This window comes from Shewanella psychromarinicola (assembly GCF_003855155.1).
GTDB lineage: Bacteria > Pseudomonadota > Gammaproteobacteria > Enterobacterales > Shewanellaceae > Shewanella > Shewanella psychromarinicola.
Genome location: NZ_CP034073.1, coordinates 3,096,225 through 3,114,294, shown reverse-complemented (window position 1 = coordinate 3,114,294; position 18,070 = coordinate 3,096,225). Strand labels below are relative to the sequence as shown.

At 40.8% G+C, this 18,070-nt stretch carries 10 protein-coding genes; 6 read left to right on the top strand and 4 right to left on the bottom strand.

The features are described from left to right. Both purM and purN read left to right on the top strand, forming a co-directional pair. Positions 1-1,038: a phosphoribosylformylglycinamidine cyclo-ligase gene (purM, locus tag EGC80_RS13675; protein ID WP_101030538.1), complete on the top strand. Its 1,038-nt coding sequence runs from the start codon at positions 1-3 to the stop codon at positions 1,036-1,038. Continuing rightward, complete coding sequence (purN, locus tag EGC80_RS13670) at positions 1,038-1,682, top strand: phosphoribosylglycinamide formyltransferase (protein WP_124014099.1); 645 nt, start codon at positions 1,038-1,040, stop codon at positions 1,680-1,682. Before purM ends, purN begins: the two co-directional genes overlap by 1 nt. 97 nt (positions 1,683-1,779) lie before the next feature. On the opposite strand, the gene cysB is transcribed toward purN, so the two are convergent. Further along, positions 1,780-2,757, bottom strand: coding sequence for an HTH-type transcriptional regulator CysB (cysB, locus tag EGC80_RS13665; RefSeq protein WP_124014100.1), 978 nt, complete (start codon positions 2,755-2,757; stop codon positions 1,780-1,782). Between the two features lie 388 nt (positions 2,758-3,145). On the opposite strand from cysB, the gene EGC80_RS13660 reads away from it, so the two are divergent. Both EGC80_RS13660 and EGC80_RS13655 read left to right on the top strand, forming a co-directional pair. Next, positions 3,146-3,925, top strand: a complete 780-nt coding sequence (locus EGC80_RS13660) for a hypothetical protein (RefSeq protein WP_124014101.1) — start codon at positions 3,146-3,148, stop codon at positions 3,923-3,925. 896 nt (positions 3,926-4,821) lie between these two features. Beyond that, on the top strand, positions 4,822-5,277 hold the full coding sequence (locus EGC80_RS13655) for a hypothetical protein (protein WP_124014102.1): 456 nt from the start codon (positions 4,822-4,824) through the stop codon (positions 5,275-5,277). Between the two features lie 1,258 nt (positions 5,278-6,535). Here EGC80_RS13655 and hrpA read toward each other — a convergent pair. The 3 genes from hrpA to EGC80_RS13640 form a co-directional block, all read right to left on the bottom strand. Beyond that, entirely contained in the window at positions 6,536-10,411 is a 3,876-nt protein-coding gene (gene hrpA / locus EGC80_RS13650; RefSeq protein WP_124014103.1) for an ATP-dependent RNA helicase HrpA, read from the bottom strand. Positions 10,412-10,488: 77 nt separating this feature from the next. Then, positions 10,489-10,905: a CBS domain-containing protein gene (locus tag EGC80_RS13645; protein WP_124014104.1), complete on the bottom strand. Its 417-nt coding sequence runs from the start codon at positions 10,903-10,905 to the stop codon at positions 10,489-10,491. Between the two features lie 170 nt (positions 10,906-11,075). After that, on the bottom strand, positions 11,076-12,110 hold the full coding sequence (locus EGC80_RS13640; RefSeq protein WP_124014105.1) for an isoaspartyl peptidase/L-asparaginase family protein: 1,035 nt from the start codon (positions 12,108-12,110) through the stop codon (positions 11,076-11,078). Positions 12,111-12,298: 188 nt separating this feature from the next. Between EGC80_RS13640 and EGC80_RS13635 the strand changes: the two genes are divergently transcribed. Then, positions 12,299-14,089, top strand: a complete 1,791-nt coding sequence (locus EGC80_RS13635) for an autotransporter assembly complex protein TamA (protein WP_124014108.1) — start codon at positions 12,299-12,301, stop codon at positions 14,087-14,089. Then, positions 14,086-17,997 (top strand): autotransporter assembly complex protein TamB, encoded by a 3,912-nt coding sequence (gene tamB / locus EGC80_RS13630; protein ID WP_124014106.1) that lies wholly within the window; start codon positions 14,086-14,088, stop codon positions 17,995-17,997. The genes EGC80_RS13635 and tamB overlap by 4 nt, the downstream gene beginning before the upstream one ends. The last annotated feature ends 73 nt before the right edge of the window (positions 17,998-18,070 follow it).

The window sequence follows — 18,070 nt, the reverse complement described above, 5'->3', positions numbered from 1 at the left end:
GTGACCACTCCTACCCCCCTAAGTTACAAAGATGCCGGCGTTGATATCGATGCAGGTAATGCGTTAGTAAACAACATTAAATCAGCGGTAAAACGCACTCGTCGTCCAGAAGTTATGGGCAATTTAGGTGGTTTTGGCGCATTGTGCGAATTACCGACTAAATACAAACACCCAGTACTTGTTTCTGGCACTGATGGTGTTGGCACCAAATTAAGATTAGCCATTGATTATAAAAAGCATGACACCGTAGGCGTTGATTTAGTTGCTATGTGTGTCAACGACCTGATTGTTTCAGGTGCTGAACCGCTTTTCTTCCTCGATTACTACGCGACTGGTAAACTTGACGTTGCAACGGCGACCTCGGTTGTCAGTGGAATCGCAGAAGGTTGTTTCCAATCAGGTTGTGCATTAATCGGTGGCGAAACAGCTGAAATGCCCGGCATGTATGAAGGCGAAGATTACGATCTTGCCGGATTTTGTGTTGGTGTTGTTGAAAAAGCAGATATCATTGATGGTACAAAAGTAAAAGCGGGTGACTCACTCATTGCGCTTGGTTCAAGTGGTCCTCACTCAAACGGTTACTCGTTAATCCGTAAGGTATTAGAAGTCAGCAAAGCGGACCCGCAACAAGATCTTGCTGGTAAGCCGTTAATTGACCATTTACTCGAGCCGACAAAAATTTATGTTAAACCTTTATTGAAACTGATTGAACAATCAGATATTCACGCAATGGCGCACATTACTGGTGGTGGATTCTGGGAAAATATCCCACGAGTACTTCCTGATGATTGTAAAGCTGTGGTAAAGGGTGACTCTTGGCAATGGCCAGTGGTGTTCGATTGGTTAATGACAAACGGCAATATTGCACAACATGAAATGTTCCTCACATTTAACTGTGGTGTAGGTATGGTTATTGCGCTGCCAACAGACAAAGTGGATGCCGCATTAGCATTATTAACCGCAGAAGGCGAAAATGCATGGTTGATAGGTGAAATTGCCACGCGTCAAGGCGACGAAGAGCAAGTGGAGATCATCTAATGACCCAAAGCTGTCGTGTTGTGGTATTGATTTCCGGTAAGGGCAGTAATCTTCAAGCTATCATTGATGGTTGTGACGATAACCTAAAGGCTGACGTTGTTGGTGTGATCAGTAACAAGCCGGATGCTTATGGATTAATTCGCGCTCATCAAAGCGAAATTGATACCAGTTGCGTTATTCCTTATATCAATGAAGTACGCAGCGATTACGATGCACGTTTATTAAAAACAATAGAGAAATACCAACCAGATCTGATTATTCTTGCGGGTTTTATGCGTATTTTGACCGATGAGTTTGTTCGCCATTTCCTTGGGAAAATGATTAATGTTCATCCATCATTATTGCCTAAGTATACAGGATTACATACACATCAACGTGCTATCGATGCAGGCGACACTGAACATGGCGCTAGTGTGCATTTTGTTATCCCTGAACTCGATGCTGGACCGGTGATATTGCAAGCTAAAGTCCCTATTTACCCTGAAGATGATGCTGAAATATTAGCCAGGCGTGTTCATGAACAAGAGCATGCTATTTATCCTCTGGTGGTAAAATGGTTTAGCTTAGGTCGTTTAGCGATGACTGATGGTAAAGCCTATTTGGATAGCGAGTTAATTGGTGGATCGGGTTACGCGCCAGATTAATATCAATTAATCCGTGATTAAGCCTTTATATTGATTATAAAAAAACCTCGCCGATGAGCGAGGTTTTTTATACGATACACATTACCGATATTCAGTACTATCGTACCGGTAATACCATGTCCGCAAACATTTCATCAATCAGTTGTTGATCTCGAAGCCCGACCGCTTTTTCAACCACGTCTCGGGTTAAATGCGGTGCAAAATGTCGCATAAAGTCATACATGTAGCTGCGTAAAAAACTACCACGTCTAAAGCCGATTTTAGTTGTACTATGAGCAAACAGATGACTCGCATCAATCGCCACTAAATCTTTATCAACAGCAGGATCGATTGCCATAGAAGCGATCACCCCTACCCCAAGCCCCAGACGTACGTAAGTTTTAAGCACATCGGCACTGGTGGCACTAAACACCACACGCGGATCGAGATCAGCACGCTTAAATGACTTTTCAATTTCAGACGCTTTATCAAAACCAAAAACATAAGTCACCAATGGAAACTTGGCTAAATCTTCAATGCTAACTTTTGTTGATTGGGAAGCCAGCGGGTGATCACGAGTCACGACAATTGATCGATTCCAATGATAACAAGGCAGCATAATTAAATCGGTATATAAATGCATAGCTTCTGTCGCAATTGCAAAGTCCGAATCACCTCTAGCGGCTTGCTCACTAATTTGTGAAGGTGTGCCTTGATGCATATGTAAATTCACTTTAGGATAGCGTTTGATGAATTCACCAATAATTTGCGGCAGAGCATATCGAGCCTGAGTATCCGTAGTAGCAATATTCAATTCGCCCTGATTCGGTTTAGTATATTCTTCAGACACCTTTTTAATACTATCGACTTTGCCTAGTATATCATTTGCTATATCAATAACTTGCTGACCGGCTGGGGTTACATGAGTAAGGTGTTTACCACTACGACCAAATATTTGAATGCCCAATTCATCTTCTAACATTCTGACTTGCTTACTAATCCCAGGTTGTGAAGTATAGAGATTCTCAGCCGTTGATGACACATTTAGGTTGTGTTTCACAACCTCTGCAATATATCTAAGTTGCTGCAGTTTCATGGTTTTATCCTTGATTTATCCGTATCTCATCTGCAAAATATGTAAACAAGAACAAATCGAACGTTGTTTTACATAACAAGAACAGTCGTTCAACTATGATAAAAAGTTATATGATGAATGAAATGTAATATAAATAGGAATAACGAGCAAGTAAAATCACCTCCTATCTAATTGACTGAGCTTTTGATGAACATTGTGACTCATCTGTTTAATGAATTATCAACAAAATGACTTATTATTCAACGACAGCCGCGATAACATACGCTAAGATATAGAATCATTTTGATGATATTTTGTCAGGACTATTTATTCCAGCATCAAAATAACTTTTAGTCATAGCTACTTGGCTATATTTACCATGTAATATGAAAGATAAAATGGAACGTTTATGTCCTTAATTTTGATATTAATTCTTATTGGCGCACTATTATTGCTGATTATCGGCTTTAGTATTGTCCAACAGCAAAAAGAGCGGGCAGAAGCCGAGCGTCGAGTAGAAGTTTCTCGTCAGCGAGCCATCATAGATGAAACCGATGCCGTCTTATCTAACACTGGCATGACCCCATCTTCTAGCCATATCATGTTAGTGCTTTATCGCCGCATTCAAGATGCTTTAGAACAATCTATAGTTCGTGCATCAGGCCAATTAAAATCTGATTATGAACGTCGTCTAGCCGACATCAAAATGCAAATAGCCTCAGTGTCTAACTCACCTAGCCAAGTCCCTGCGATTGAGAGCTTTCGTTTACCTGATAATGATAGACAAATTTTAGAATTAGTAAAAACACTAAAAAAACTTAAAGCCATTTTACGTGCGGAACATAATAAGGGAAAAGTTGATCCGTCTATTTTTGCAGAAGAAGAAATACGTATCGACAACCTTCAATTAAGAATAAATGTCGACTCTATGATTAGTCGGGCGCGTGCAGCTTGCTTTATGAAGCAGTACGGTTCTAGTAAACAAATGGTCACGAAAGCCTTAAACACGCTACACATAATTAAAGCGCAAACGCCTAATGATCCTTTTATTGCCCGTAAAGTCGATGAAGCAAAACAACTACTGGATGAAATAATGGGCGCTCAAAAACGTAGTGAACCGAGTGCACCAAAACCGAAAAAAGAAGGTGATGATATTGATATGTTGTTTCAGCCGAAAAAGAAATGGTAAATATCTTTGTCGTCATCACAAAAAATAAAGCCTCGTAATGAGGCTTTATTTTTGCACGTAAATTCGATTCAAAATAAGTCTGCGCTACTTTTTAACCACACAAAAAAAACCCGCAGATACAAGGGGTTAGCAAAATAACTTAGGTTCGTCAACAAGGTTGTCCACAGAATCTGTGGATAACATTAGTGGAATTATCGATTACTTATGATAACGTAATTACCAGAAAACCAATAAGGCAAAGCAATTGCCAATCTGTATTTTTATTAAGGTTAGTGTCACTCAACCTGTGTCACTCAATATGGAGTGCATTGTTAATATATGACATACCAGTTTGACCGCGTCAAGCCATTAGCATCAAAATCATCTCATTAAGCTGCCAATCGAACAAATATTAACTTATTGGGTCTATTTCTAAAAGACGCGACTACCCAGTAGATGTTCAATTTTCGAGATGTAACGCAGCTCCGCAAAGCTACTGTATAAAATACCCTTGTCCTATGAGGGAATTCAGCACAGCCCGCCAAAGCTGAAATCTGCCTGTAAGGAGGTACCCATTGCACTTCAACATGGGCTGACAGGTAAACAAATCTGTGAATGCACATCAAGACCATTACATGGAAAAACTGTCAGGCTGCTGAGTTGGGCTTTAACGGATTAAGATCAGAATAGTCGTGTCCTGATAGTGTTATTGTTATTGTTAGTCGTGATGTGAGTGATAGCTCAATACAGCGCCATCATTTCCATAAACACGTTCTATCAGTCATAAAACAAAAAGCAAATTATGATCTGCGCTACAATTGTTCGTGGTGCCATTATTTATATGGACCTTAACCTTGTAACACTTGCCATAAACCGAGATACTGGTTAAAAATAATAATATTAGCTGTTAAAAATTTATGCTTAAAAAAATTACCTTGATAAAACTTCTCCCATTGTGCCTACTCTTCCTTCTCAGTGCATGCGGCCAATCAAATGAGCTAGGCGAACCTCAACTCACACCAGAACAGGTCTCATTAGGTTTCTTCGAAGCTATTTATGTTGATCGTGATGTTGATAAAGCTAAAAAGTTTGTCTCTCCAGATATCTGGGATGTGATTGACCATTACCATATTGCGTCGGCAGTACAACGGAATGTACTAGGTTTATCCATGAAGCAAGTCACAATGTCTATTGATGAAATTGATATCGATTTCTTCCGCAAATTTACCGACGACGTTACCGTAATAGTTAAGATGCAAGGACTAAAAGGTGGCCAAAAATGGATTGACGATCGCACCATTCGTCTCCATAAAAAAGGTAATACTTGGATTATTGTTGAAATATTACCTGAAAAGGGTCGCATTGAAGGTTAATGTTGGATCGTACCAAGTCGCACATATTGACGACTTTGGTTGAGTGGAGCCATCATCACTGTGTACTGACAATAAAACGCTATGTATTCTTGCTAAAAATTATTGATCCACATTATTGATACAAACAAACAATGAAAAATAACCAATAAAAAATAGCAGCCTAGGCTGCTATTTTTAGTTTCTGTGTCGAAGTATTTAATGCGAGAACTAAATAGCCTTAGCATTAAGATGCTCATTCAATGGTCTTATTCTTCGTCAGAAGGCAAAGACTCTAACACGTCATCTTTCACTTGATAGTAAGCGTTTTCGTATTCATGAACTTCCATAATCACTCCAATCTTTTAAGTCTTTTTGTAGGTGTAGGCATGTCTTTTTATATACAAAAACACGATGTTGAATCCTAAAAACTGACGACATCTTGTTAATGCTGGGCGGGGATGACATTTACCTTACAGAGAGAAGAGTAACAATCACTTTCTTCTTAGAACGAGTATATCAATAGTCAGATCACATTTAAACCGCAATTACGAAAAACTTTCAGTTCTGTTGCGCGAATAGTCTACATAACACCACAAAATGAAGGAAACACTCACTTTTATGAAAGTTTTTCAAGAAAGTGAACATTAAAAAGGGGGGAGATGTCTTGAACTATTGCAGCAATTGCCGACTCTTGTTTTGATAAGATTATGATTCACACCCATTGCATTAGTTGTTTAAGTAAAAAGAAATACTCAGTTTTTTATGTTTCTGGCATATTTTTAAAATCATGGTTATTCCTTAAGAGATAGGTAACAAAAAAAGTGGAATGCTTGAGTTGATCCTAAAATACGAGTTTCAGGAACCACTATCTTGAAAAACACCGCTAAGTGTTCAACATTATGTTGGCCAACAACAGCATCAAGACAGGAATAGTTGTCCAGAACAATTCTTCCTACAATCATATTAGTTAAGTTCAGGATAATATACGGTTATCAAATAGCTTGTTGCCTTACTCTGTGTGTTGCATCGACTCGCTATTGACGTGGGGAAAAGCCTTGTTGTCAAAAACGGGTAAGTTTGATATTGCCGACTTGAAATAATCCCGTTTTATCGATTTATCCCATCGCTTATCCAGAGCTGAGGATAGTTACCCAGAGAGCGCCCTATGCCGACTAAGTACTAAATAATTTATCAATTTAGGATAAGCAATAAAAAACCGACATCAGCTAAGTGATCTCGGTTGTATTTATGCCGTCATGCGGAAGATCAATTCATCAGATTACACTTGATTGATATAATTCAACACACGCTTTTCTGAAATGGGATAAGCGGTGCCTAACACCTGTGCAAAACATGATACCCGATACTCTTCTATCATCCAGCGAGCTTCAATCAAGGCTTCAGGAACGGGTTGTGAGCGTGGCACTTTGGCCGATTGGGCCGTTAATGCCTGTTGTACTTTAGCAATGCTGTGCATGTGTAAGCGATCGCGCGCGGGGTCAACTGGCAGCTTTTCTAGTCTATTTTCAATAGCTTTCAGATAACGACCCACATCAGTTAACCGTTGCCAGCCACAGTCGTCCACAAAGCCTTTATAAACGAGGCTATCAAGTTGAGTTTGAATATCGCTCATCGCAAACGCGATATCCAAGCTAATTTTACCTTTCAAACGTTTTTTAATACGTTGATAAATCGTCAAAATTTGCTCTACATTTAGCGCAATAGACTCTGCAGTCGGGTTAAGCTCTTGGCGGACCCAATCTTTTGCTTGTTCAAACTGCTGCTCGTTGCGAATGTCGAGTTGTTTTTGATCTAACAACTGCTGTACAGCAGCATTAATAATATCTTCAATTAATATCTGCACTTGCCCAAACGGATTAAAGTACATCGCCAGCTTGGCCTTATTAGGCAATGCTTGTTGCAAGTGCTTCACTGGCGAAGGGATATTAATCAATAATAATCGGCGCAGTCCGACTCGATGATGGCGTTTAGCTTCATGTTCATCATCAAATAACTTAATCGACACATCGGTTTTATTATCCATTAATGCCGGATACGCTTTGACTTCGTAATTACCTTTTCGCTGTTGATATTGAACCGGTAAATCGCCAAATGACCATGTTGTTATCGCATGTTGCTCGATGCCTTTATCTGCCACTTTACGGATCGCTTTGGCCACAACGCCTTGTAACTGACCTTTTAGCGCTTCTAAATCACGTCCTTGAGCGACTAAACGACCTTGATCGTCTTCAATTTTAAAGTTTATTTTAAGGTGTTCTGCCAGTTGAGTTAACTCAAAATCATCTGCAGAAATTCTGACACCGCTCATGCGCAATAATTGTTTACACATAGTATCAAGCATCGATAACTCAAACGGTTTCATTGCTTGATAACATGCCCGGGCATAGTCCGGAGCAGGAACAAAGTTACGCCGCAGATTTTTAGGCAGTGACTTAATCAATGCAATCAGCTTTTCTTCTCGTAATCCTGGAACGAGCCAATCAAAATCACTGTCATCAATTTGATTAATCAGTGCAACAGGAATATGCACAGATACACCATCATCAACACTAGCCGGCTCAAAATGATAACTGACAGTTAAGGCTAAATTACCTTTATGCCATATTTCTGGGAAGTCGAGTGCAGATATATGGTCGGCACTTCGCTGCATTAATAAAGATTGGCTGTAATCAAGTAAGTCAGGTGTTTGTTGACGTGCTGTTTTCCACCAAGCAAAAAATAGCGGCGCGTTATAAATGCCTGGCGGGATCAAGGGTTCATAAAAATCCACCAGCACTTGTTCGTCGACTAAAATATCTCTACGACGTGACTTGTGCTCTAACGCTTCTATGTCATTCAATAGCTTTTGATTATTAACAAAAAAGGCTTCTTTCGTTTGTAACTGCCCTTCTGCTAATGCACTGTGAATAAAGATTTCTCGGGCTTCTATCGGGTCAATAGGGCCATATTGTACTCGACGTCTGTTGACTATCATCAAGCCATACAGTATTTGATTTTCGAGTGCGATCACACTGGCCGCTTTCGCTTCAAAATGGGGCTCGAGATACTGCTTTTTCACTAAATGAGACGCGAGTGATTCTAACCATTCTGGATCAATTTTGGCGCAGCAACGGGCAAACAAACGTGAGGTTTCCGTGAGCTCGGCGGCCATAATCCACTTAGGACCTTTTTTGGCTAATGGTGAACCGGGGAAAACGAAAAATTTACGGTTACGGGCCCCTAAATACTCATTATTTTCACCTTTAAAACCAACATGGCTTAACAATCCTGATAATAATGCTCTATGTAATTGCTCGTAACTGGGCGCGCTTGCATTAATACGCCATTTCAATTCATGTACTGCTTGTTTTACTTGGGTATACAGATCTTGCCATTCACGTACGCGTAAATACGCGAGATATTCATCACGGCATTGCTTTCTAAACTGACTGGCTGACAACTCATTTTTTTGATCTTTAACGTGATCCCATAACTTCACCCAACTTGCAAAATCAGAGTCTTTATCGGCATAACGCCGATGGCACTCGTCTGCTGCTTGTTTCTTATCTGTGGGGCGTTCTCGCGGATCTTGGATCGACAAACCGGTAGTAATCACTAATGCTTCGTGTAAACATCCCAATTTATTGGCTTCAATGACCATTCGAGCCAAACGCGGATCGAGGGGAATTTTGGCTAAGTCTTTGCCTAATGGCGTTAAGATTAAGTCATCCCCAGATTTTTTAACCGCTTGTAACTCTTCAAGCAATAAAAAACCGTCTCGAATGTGTTTTTGATCCGGTGGCTGAATAAATGGAAATCCGCCAATATCGCCCAACCCAATCGACAACATATGTAAAATGACCGAGGCAAGATTGGTACGCAAAATTTCAGGATCGGTAAATTCGGGGCGCTGAATAAAATCCATTTCATCGTAAAGTCGAATACAAATACCAGGTCCGACACGGCCACAACGTCCTTGACGCTGATTTGCACTGGCTTGTGAAATGGGTTCTATCGGTAGACGTTGCACTTTAGTACGGTAACTATAACGGCTAATGCGAGCGGTACCGGGATCGATAACAAAGCGGATCCCTGGCACGGTTAATGAGGTTTCGGCAACGTTGGTGGCTAATACGATACGGCGGCCAATATGGCTTTTAAAAACTTTAGACTGTTCACCGTAAGAAAGACGAGCGTACAAAGGTAGAACTTCAGTATCGCGATACTGTTGTTTATTGAGTAAATCAGCAGTATCACGAATTTCACGCTCGCCGTTCATAAATATCAAGATGTCGCCAGGTCCTGCTGCCATCAACTCATCAACGGCACTAAAAATCCCATCACTGACATCTAAATCAACATCGGTATCACGAACTAATGGACGATAACGCGTTTCAACTTCAAAGGTACGTCCAGACACTTCAATAACAGGGGCATTGTTAAAATGTTTTGAAAAACGGTCTACATCGATGGTAGCGGAAGTAATAATGACTTTTAAGTCTGGACGTTTTTTTAATACCTGTTTCAAATACCCCAAAATAAAATCAATGTTTAAGCTTCGTTCATGCGCTTCATCAATAATAATCGCATCGTACTGGTTTAAAAATCGGTCCGAGGTGAGTTCCGCGAGCAAAATACCGTCGGTCATCAGTTTGATGTAACTCTTGTCACTCATGGCATCAGCAAAACGAACTTTAAAGCCAACGACATCGCCTAATGGGCTATTAAGTTCTTCAGCAATACGGTTCGCGACACTTCGTGCAGCAAGACGACGCGGTTGAGTATGGCCAATTAAGCCTCGAGTCCCTAAGCCCAGTTCAAGACAGATTTTAGGTAACTGAGTGGTTTTACCTGACCCAGTCTCCCCCGCCACAATCACCACTTGGTTATTGGCTATGGCAGAAGCAATATCATCTCGTTTTTGTGAAACTGGCAGCTCATCGGGATAATCAATAACCGGTCTAGACTGTAAGCGCTGTTGCGCTTTTGCGAAGGCTTGCTGCGCGGCTTCAGTCAACTGCGCTAACGTTTGGGATTTTTTTTCAGACTCGGCTTCTTTATTGACTCGATACAAACGACGACGAATTTTAGCCGCGTCGGTTTGATAACAAAGATTGAGATACGCCTTAGATAGCGGGTGAAGGTCCGAATTCAAATCTGATTCCCTTGCTTACATCAAAAAAAGCGATCCTAGCAAGGAAAACAGCAGAATGGTATTGATTTTAACGATTGTTAGACTGGAGATAAGTAACACTGTTGCATATAAATATTCATCGCCTTAAGCACATTGGTCCGATTAATGGTACCAATGACTTTCCCCGCGCTCAATACAGGGTAAATCTTGGGTTTAGGCCCTAACATTTGTTCGGCTAATGCCAATATGCTTTCATCGGGCGTAACAGACAATACAGGGCTTTTCATGCAGTCTTGTACGGTGCTGGTCATGTCACAGTGATAGCTACTTTTTAACATCACAGATAAACAATCTTGTTGAGACAAAAAGCCCACTAATAGCCCAGTATTATCAATAACAGGCGCACCATTTTTCTTACTATCAAGTAGTTTTTCTACTGCAATAGCCAGTGACATATCCGCAGTTAATAATACTGGATGCCTGTCCATATAATCTTTAATTTTTATTGAATCCATATAACCCCCTAAATGCACGCTAATTGACTACGTGCATAATAAATCTCGTCAATCAATTCATATTGAATCAACATTCAAGTACTGACTTGATTAAGTTTAGTCAATAATGGTCCAGTGGATAGAAAATAAAACCGATTGTATTAATCGGTACTTATTATCACAGCTAGAACTTACTTGTCACGCCAGATCATGATTGACGCAGCTTGGCCTTTGCTTCGAGTTGCACGATACATACCTTCGGTATTAAATGGCGTAGCGATATTGCCACGCTGATCAATTGCTATCACGCCTCCAGTTCCACCAGCCGATATTAAGCGTTGATTAATGACTTCATCAGCCGCTTGAATAATCGATACTTGTTGGTATTTAACTTTAGCGCATATGTCACCCGCCACCTGATAACGGATAAAATACTCACCGTGCCCTGTTGCAGATACCGCACAGACGCCATTTTCAGCATAGGTTCCGGCGCCAATGACCGGAGAATCACCAATACGGCCAAAACGTTTTGCTGTCATGCCACCGGTTGATGTCCCTGCAGCAAGGTTACCTTGCTTATCAAGTGCTACGGCACCCACTGTGCCATATTTATAATTGGCACTTAACTGTTCTACTGACGCCTGATAATCGCCACCGTTATTTTGCTCGGCTTCAATGATACTCGCTTTAGCATCAAGCAACTGTGAATAACGATGTGGGGTATCAAAATGACTGTTAGGCACTAAACTAAATTGTTGTGTTAACGCAAATTCTTCAGCCCCTTGTCCATAAAGCATTACATGAGGTGATTTTTCCATCACCTTTCTCGCTAAATCAATCGGGTTTTTAATATGTTTAACCCCAGCAACCGCACCTGCATTCATAGTGTTACCGTCCATGACTGAGGCATCAAGCTCATGGCCACCATCAAAGGTATAAACAGCACCAACCCCAGCATTAAACAATGAACTATTTTCTAACACATTTATCGCAGCTTGCACCGCATCGAGGCTGTCGCCGCCTTTATCTAACACTTTATATCCAGCATCAACTGCCTGCTTAAGTTTGTTGCGAATGGCTTTCTCTTGCTCAGGGCTTAGACTGGCTGCGGAAATAGTGCCGGTGCCACCATGGATTGCAATAGCAAAAGGTTTATCACCTTTCGCAACACTGGTATTGGACGTTAAGCTTAAACATAGCGCAATCGTTAAATATAATTTATTCATGTTAGAAAAATCCTTGAAGGTGGTTTATCTTTGTAACCATTTCGGCTTGTAATTTCAATCATATCCTTGCGACTTTTATACTTTGTAGCGACAATGGTCATCATCATAAATTTTGGGGAAGTTAGCTTAACTTGTCGACAAAACGCCTTAAAATCAGCCAATTCCTATTACTTTCGTTGACCTTACTGATGTCAGGCTTTGTGCTGGCCGACGAAAATTGGTTAACGATTAACGTTACCGGCGTGCCGAAAAAAATTGAAAAGAACATTTTTGCTCATTTAGGCACCTTGCCAGACAACGATGTTCAACGGCGTGCATTTTTATTTACCGTTGACGATAACACCCATGACGCCCTTGAATCCATGGGCTACTACCATGCAATTTTAGATATTGATGTTAAAGAAAATGATAAAGGTCCTTGGGAGTTAAGCCTCAATATAACCCCAGGCGAACCAGTCATTATTCAATGGGTGGATATTAATTTTCAAGGTGACATGCTCCAAGATAATACCTTTTCACTCTGGCTAAACAGTCTAAAAATTAAGCCTGGTGATACCTTAAACCACGGTGTCTATGATTCGATAAAATCACAGTTAATCACGTTAGCGCTGGCAAGAGGATATTTTGATGGTCAATACACCAAATCAGAAATCAACATTAATCGTGACTTAAATACCGCCCAAATTAACCTACTGTTTAATTCTGGTAAGCGCTATTTATTTGGTGATGTTCACTTTGAAGGCAGTACTCTCAATGATGACATTGTTGAATCATTAATTCCTTTTGATGCTGATGCGCCTTACGCCACACAGCTATTAACTGAGTTTAATCGCAATTTATTAAACACAGGTTACTTCAGTAACATTAAAGTATTACCACAATTAGATAAAATTGATACTGGGGTAGTGCCCATTAACGTTCAGTTAAGTCCACGCCCTAGTCATCTTATTGGAGTAGGTTTAGGTGCTGATATCGGTAACAGTACTGAAAACAGTGTCGATCCTCGCGTGCGAGTCACTTGGCGCACGCCGCAAATAAATCGCTATGGCCATAATCAAGAAACCAGTGCAGAGTGGTCTCCTGAACGACCTAAAATTTTGACGACTTATACTATTCCATTAACCCACCCTTTGGATGATCAACTAAAAATAAAACTAGGAATATTACGTGACACATATGGTGTCACCCAAGATTATGACGCTGAAAAACGTCAATTTAATAATACCGGTCAACTAGAGTCTAGAAAGTACTTGGTTGGATTAACCCGTCAACGGCGCTCTAAAAGCAATTGGTTACATGGTTATTCAGTTGAGTCTATTAGAGAATTCTATAATCAACTCGATACAGATTTCGACCCACGTTTTTATTTATTGGGTTACAACCTCACAAAAACCGTTCGTGGTGATAATAGCCTCGATCCCAAGTCAGGTTATCGTCAAACTTATAGCCTTGAATACGCTGATCCTTCCTTAGGCTCCACCATTCGTCTTGTCCATTTACAAGCCAGATTTAAATGGGTTGATACTCTATTTGATAAGCACAGGTTTGTCGCCAGAATGGACTTAGCGGCCAATATTGTTGATAAAAATGATATTGACAATATTCCACCATCGTTACGTTATTTCGCCGGTGGCGACCAAAGTATACGGGGTTACAGTTATCAAGAATTAGGGCCTTATATTGACTATATCAACAGCGAAGGAGGCTTATCTCGACAGGTCGTCGGCGGACGCTATTTAGCCATTGGTAGTGTAGAATATCAATACTATCTCACTCCAACCTGGCGCGTCGCGACCTTTGTCGATGCTGGCAATGCTTTTGATACTCAGCAATTTGAACCTGTTGTATCTGTTGGCGGTGGAGTGCACTGGATATCACCCATTGGTCCAATTAGAATGGACTTAGGTTTTGGCTTAAAAGAAACCGAGACGGTCGCACGTTCATATCGTTTCCATTTAACCATGGGAACAGATTTATGATAGATAAACATACTGAGCAAAGTCTTTTGCAAAATAACGAGCAAAATACTCAATCAGAGGAATCACTCAAGCCTAGTCATAAAAAAGTAAACAGATCAACCGGCCTATCGGCAAGAATTTGGCGCAGTGTTAAGCTTTATACCCGAATACTCATCTATGTCCCTTTGGTGTTATTGATGCTGTTTGCCATCATTATCGGCACCCCATTTGGCAGTAGAATGGGAGTCATACTAGTCAATCAATTTGTCAGCGATGTTGACGTTGAGTATGCCTCTGGCACCTTAAATGGTGAACTCACTTTGCATCACGTGTCGTGGTCAATGCCAGGGATCAGTGTCAATGCAGAAAATTTATCATTAGGATGGCTGCCTACCTGTTTGATTAACAGACAAATTTGTGTGACAAATCTCGTTGCATCGAGCATTGATGTAAATATTGTCAGCGATAAAATTCCAGTATCTACAAACGCTAATGAAACAGGTGATATCGAAGACCCTTTTACCGAGCTTGAATTACCCTTTGACATTAGCCTTAGCCACGCTCAATTGGCACACGTTACTGTTGATGTGAATAACATGACATTTTATGCCGATAATTTAACGACTCAAGCCATCTGGAATAGCACAGGGCTTGTGGTTGAATCACTCACAAGCCAAGGGCTAATCGTCAATATTCCTGATACAACATCAGCAAGCCAAACCAATCATCAAGCAGATAACAAAGCGACTAATCAAACTGCTGACGCCAAAGCAGTTTCATGGCCACTGGCTAATTTGCCACAAGTATTTATGCCTTTTCCTGTCAATGTTAGGCAATTTAATGCCACTGAAAGTCAGCTCATTATCGGTAAACGTACCGACCATTTTAGCCATATCGCGTTAGCCGCCAGTTTTCGTCAATTTCAACTTGGAATAACCCAACTGGATATTCAACACAATGATGGTGATGTGAGTGTTACGGGGGAAATAGCTTTACTCGACCATTATCCACTCACATTAAAGCTCGTTGCCAATGTCGATAATCTACCTGAATTGCCGGGGCTTAAACAACAACTCCAGCTGGATCTCACCCAAGACTTAAGTCGGTTAAATATCAACGCTATTGCTAAGGGCGATACTCATTTTAATCTTGCCGCTGAAATGAATCTCACCACAGCAGCGCTTGATTACCAAGTAACGCTTACCGACGCCGCATTACAGTGGCCGCTAAAAAATCCGCAGTACACCAGCAATATTAGCCGTTTTACCAGTCAAGGTAATATTAAAGACCAAGTGGCGCAGTTTGAAGGGCAACTGACCACGCCTTACCACCCTGCTTTGGCTATTATTGCAGATGTCGTTAATCGTAAGCAAAAACTGACCATTAATAAACTTAATCTCCAATCAGTTGCTGGCAATATAGATCTGACAGGACAGCTGTCATATCGAGATAAAATAACATGGCAAGCCAATGTGCTTACCGACGCTATTCAATTGCAATACATTGATTATATTAATCAGCAAACCTCCATCAAAAGTAAATTCGGTGGCCGTTTTAACAGCAGTGGCACCATCGCTGATAAACAATGGCAAGTGGCAGTCCAAGATGCGAACTTAACAGGATATTTAAATGGTTATCCATTGAATTTACAAGGTGATATTTCATTAAATCAAGAGCTTGCTATTAATGCGACCAATCTTCAAGCAAATGCACTAGGGGCTCAGTTAGTCATCAATGGCCAAGCCAACAAAGCCTGGAACATCGCTGCCGAACTTAGCGTGCCCGATGTTAGCCAATGGCTAAAAGGTGGCCGCGGTAATATCTTTGCTAAAGTTGATGTAACCGGCAATAGTGCAGACCCAATAGTTGATATTAATGCAAAAATCAGCCAATTCAGTTACCAAGGCAGTAAAATTGACAGCCTTGATTTACGCGCCAATTACCACCCCTATGCGCAGCACAAGTATTGGATTGAACTGCATAATACTAATCTCGTATGGGACAGCTATAAACTGACGGATATCGCATTCTTCAGTGAAGGCAATCAACATCAACAACAAAGTAAGCTCAATACTCAAGGTGATGTGGTCATCAACACTCAAATGACCAGTAGTAGCAATATCGATAAACAACAGTTCAATGCCACATTAACAGAATTCAGGATCAGTAATGCTCTTGGACAATGGCAACAAGATAAACAAATTACTGCCAGTTGGGATCAACTTAATCATCGTGGCAGCGTGGGCCGTTTTTGCTTAGTGCATCCCCACAATAAATTATGTTTAATCAATGATGTTAATTTGGGTCACACTGGCCAAGCCAATATGACATTTACCGGTAACCCAGGTAAATCATTAGCACCGATGTTGTCTAAAAAAATTACCTGGCACGGTGAAGCGGCATTAACCACTCAAGTTAATTGGGCTAAAGGTAAAAAGCCCACTGCCAATGTTCAGTTTACGCTCTTGCCAGGTAACATTAAGCTTAGCCGTACCAAAAATAATACCATTAGCATCGACTACCAGCAGTTATTATTACAAGCCTCTCTCGATGAAAAACAAATTAATACTTCATTAAGTTTTGATTCGTCCGGCATCGCCAGTTGGCAAAGTCAATTGAGTGTCAACATCACTCCTGATCGCACCTTACAAGGTACGATCAATGTTAATGAACTGAATCTGGCTCCTTTTGGAGAGTTCTTCCCTAGGATCGAAACCTTAGAAGGCATTTTATCCAGTCAATTAAGCCTATCCGGCACCCTTATGGATCCTAGTGTATCGGGTAATATTAAACTCAACGACGGTGCATTTTCCTTATCAACCAATCCAACATTGATCGATAAAATCTACTTGTCACTGGCATTAGAAGGCCAACAAGGACAACTCAATGGCCAATGGCATATGGGTGACGGACAAGTGAGCGCTCAAGGGACCCTCGATTGGCCACAAGGAAAATTTAGTGGTGATATTGATATCAAAGGCACTAATTTAGCTGTTATCCAACCACCTATAGCAATCTTAAATGTCTCTCCAGATATTAATATCACCTTTGATGAGCAACTGTTTGCGATAAAAGGCAACGTCAACGTGCCATCAGGACAAATAAAAATCTCTCAATTAGCAGAAGGAGGCGTTGCGGTATCAAACGATGTGGTATTTAACGATTCCGTTTCTGACAAAATGGTTAAAACCAGTCCTTACGCCGTTACGGCCGATCTAAATATCAGTGTGGGTAAAAACCTTACCATCGATGGTATGGGTCTTAAGGGGAAGCTAGGAGGTGATCTTGTACTACAGCAGCAAGCTTTTAAGCCTCCCATGCTATTTGGTGATATCAAAGTCAATAAAGGTACCTATAAGTTTATGGGACAAACCTTAAGTATTGATACCGGTGAAGTCCAATTTGTTGGTCCGACAGCATTGCCAAACCTGAATATAGAAGCAACAAGAGACATTAAAGACAGCAATATAACTGCAGGAGTTCGAGTCACTGGCACACCAATGCGTCCAGTTGTCACCTTATTCTCTAACCCCGCGAAAGAGCAAGCTGAGGTTTTATCTTATATTTTGACGGGTAAAGGCTTTACCAGTACAACCAACCAACAAAGCAACTCATTAATGATGGGTGCTGCACTCAGTTTAGGCTCTCAATTTGATGGTGGAGCAATGAATAGCATTGGCAGTACTGCTACGGGGCTGGTTGAAAAATTTGGTTTTTCCAACGTACAACTTGATACCAACGATGATGGTAAAGTGGCCGTGAGTGGTTATGTTGGCGAAGACTTAATGATTAAGTATGGTGTGGGAGTATTTAACCCCGGTTATGAAATGACCGTGCGATATTATTTATTTTCACAATTGTATTTAGAAAGTGTCTCGAGTACCTTAAGTCAATCATTGGATATCTACTATAGTTTCGAAATCGATTAGCGTTTAGCGTTTAGCGTAATTATAGAATTTAGCGAAAAAATTCAGTCACAAAAAAAGCGCCCTTAGGCGCTTT

What these genes read in the sequence shown, in the direction of transcription:
- EGC80_RS13645 (WP_124014104.1), bottom strand. Translation starts at nt 10,905, where the DNA reads ATGGATTCAATAAAAATTAAAGATTATATGGACAGGCATCCAGTATTA.
- cysB (WP_124014100.1), bottom strand. Translation starts at nt 2,757, where the DNA reads ATGAAACTGCAGCAACTTAGATATATTGCAGAGGTTGTGAAACACAAC.
- tamB (WP_124014106.1), top strand. Translation starts at nt 14,086, where the DNA reads ATGATAGATAAACATACTGAGCAAAGTCTTTTGCAAAATAACGAGCAA.
- EGC80_RS13640 (WP_124014105.1), bottom strand. Translation starts at nt 12,110, where the DNA reads ATGAATAAATTATATTTAACGATTGCGCTATGTTTAAGCTTAACGTCC.
- purN (WP_124014099.1), top strand. Translation starts at nt 1,038, where the DNA reads ATGACCCAAAGCTGTCGTGTTGTGGTATTGATTTCCGGTAAGGGCAGT.
- EGC80_RS13635 (WP_124014108.1), top strand. Translation starts at nt 12,299, where the DNA reads ATGTCAGGCTTTGTGCTGGCCGACGAAAATTGGTTAACGATTAACGTT.
- EGC80_RS13660 (WP_124014101.1), top strand. Translation starts at nt 3,146, where the DNA reads ATGTCCTTAATTTTGATATTAATTCTTATTGGCGCACTATTATTGCTG.
- EGC80_RS13655 (WP_124014102.1), top strand. Translation starts at nt 4,822, where the DNA reads ATGCTTAAAAAAATTACCTTGATAAAACTTCTCCCATTGTGCCTACTC.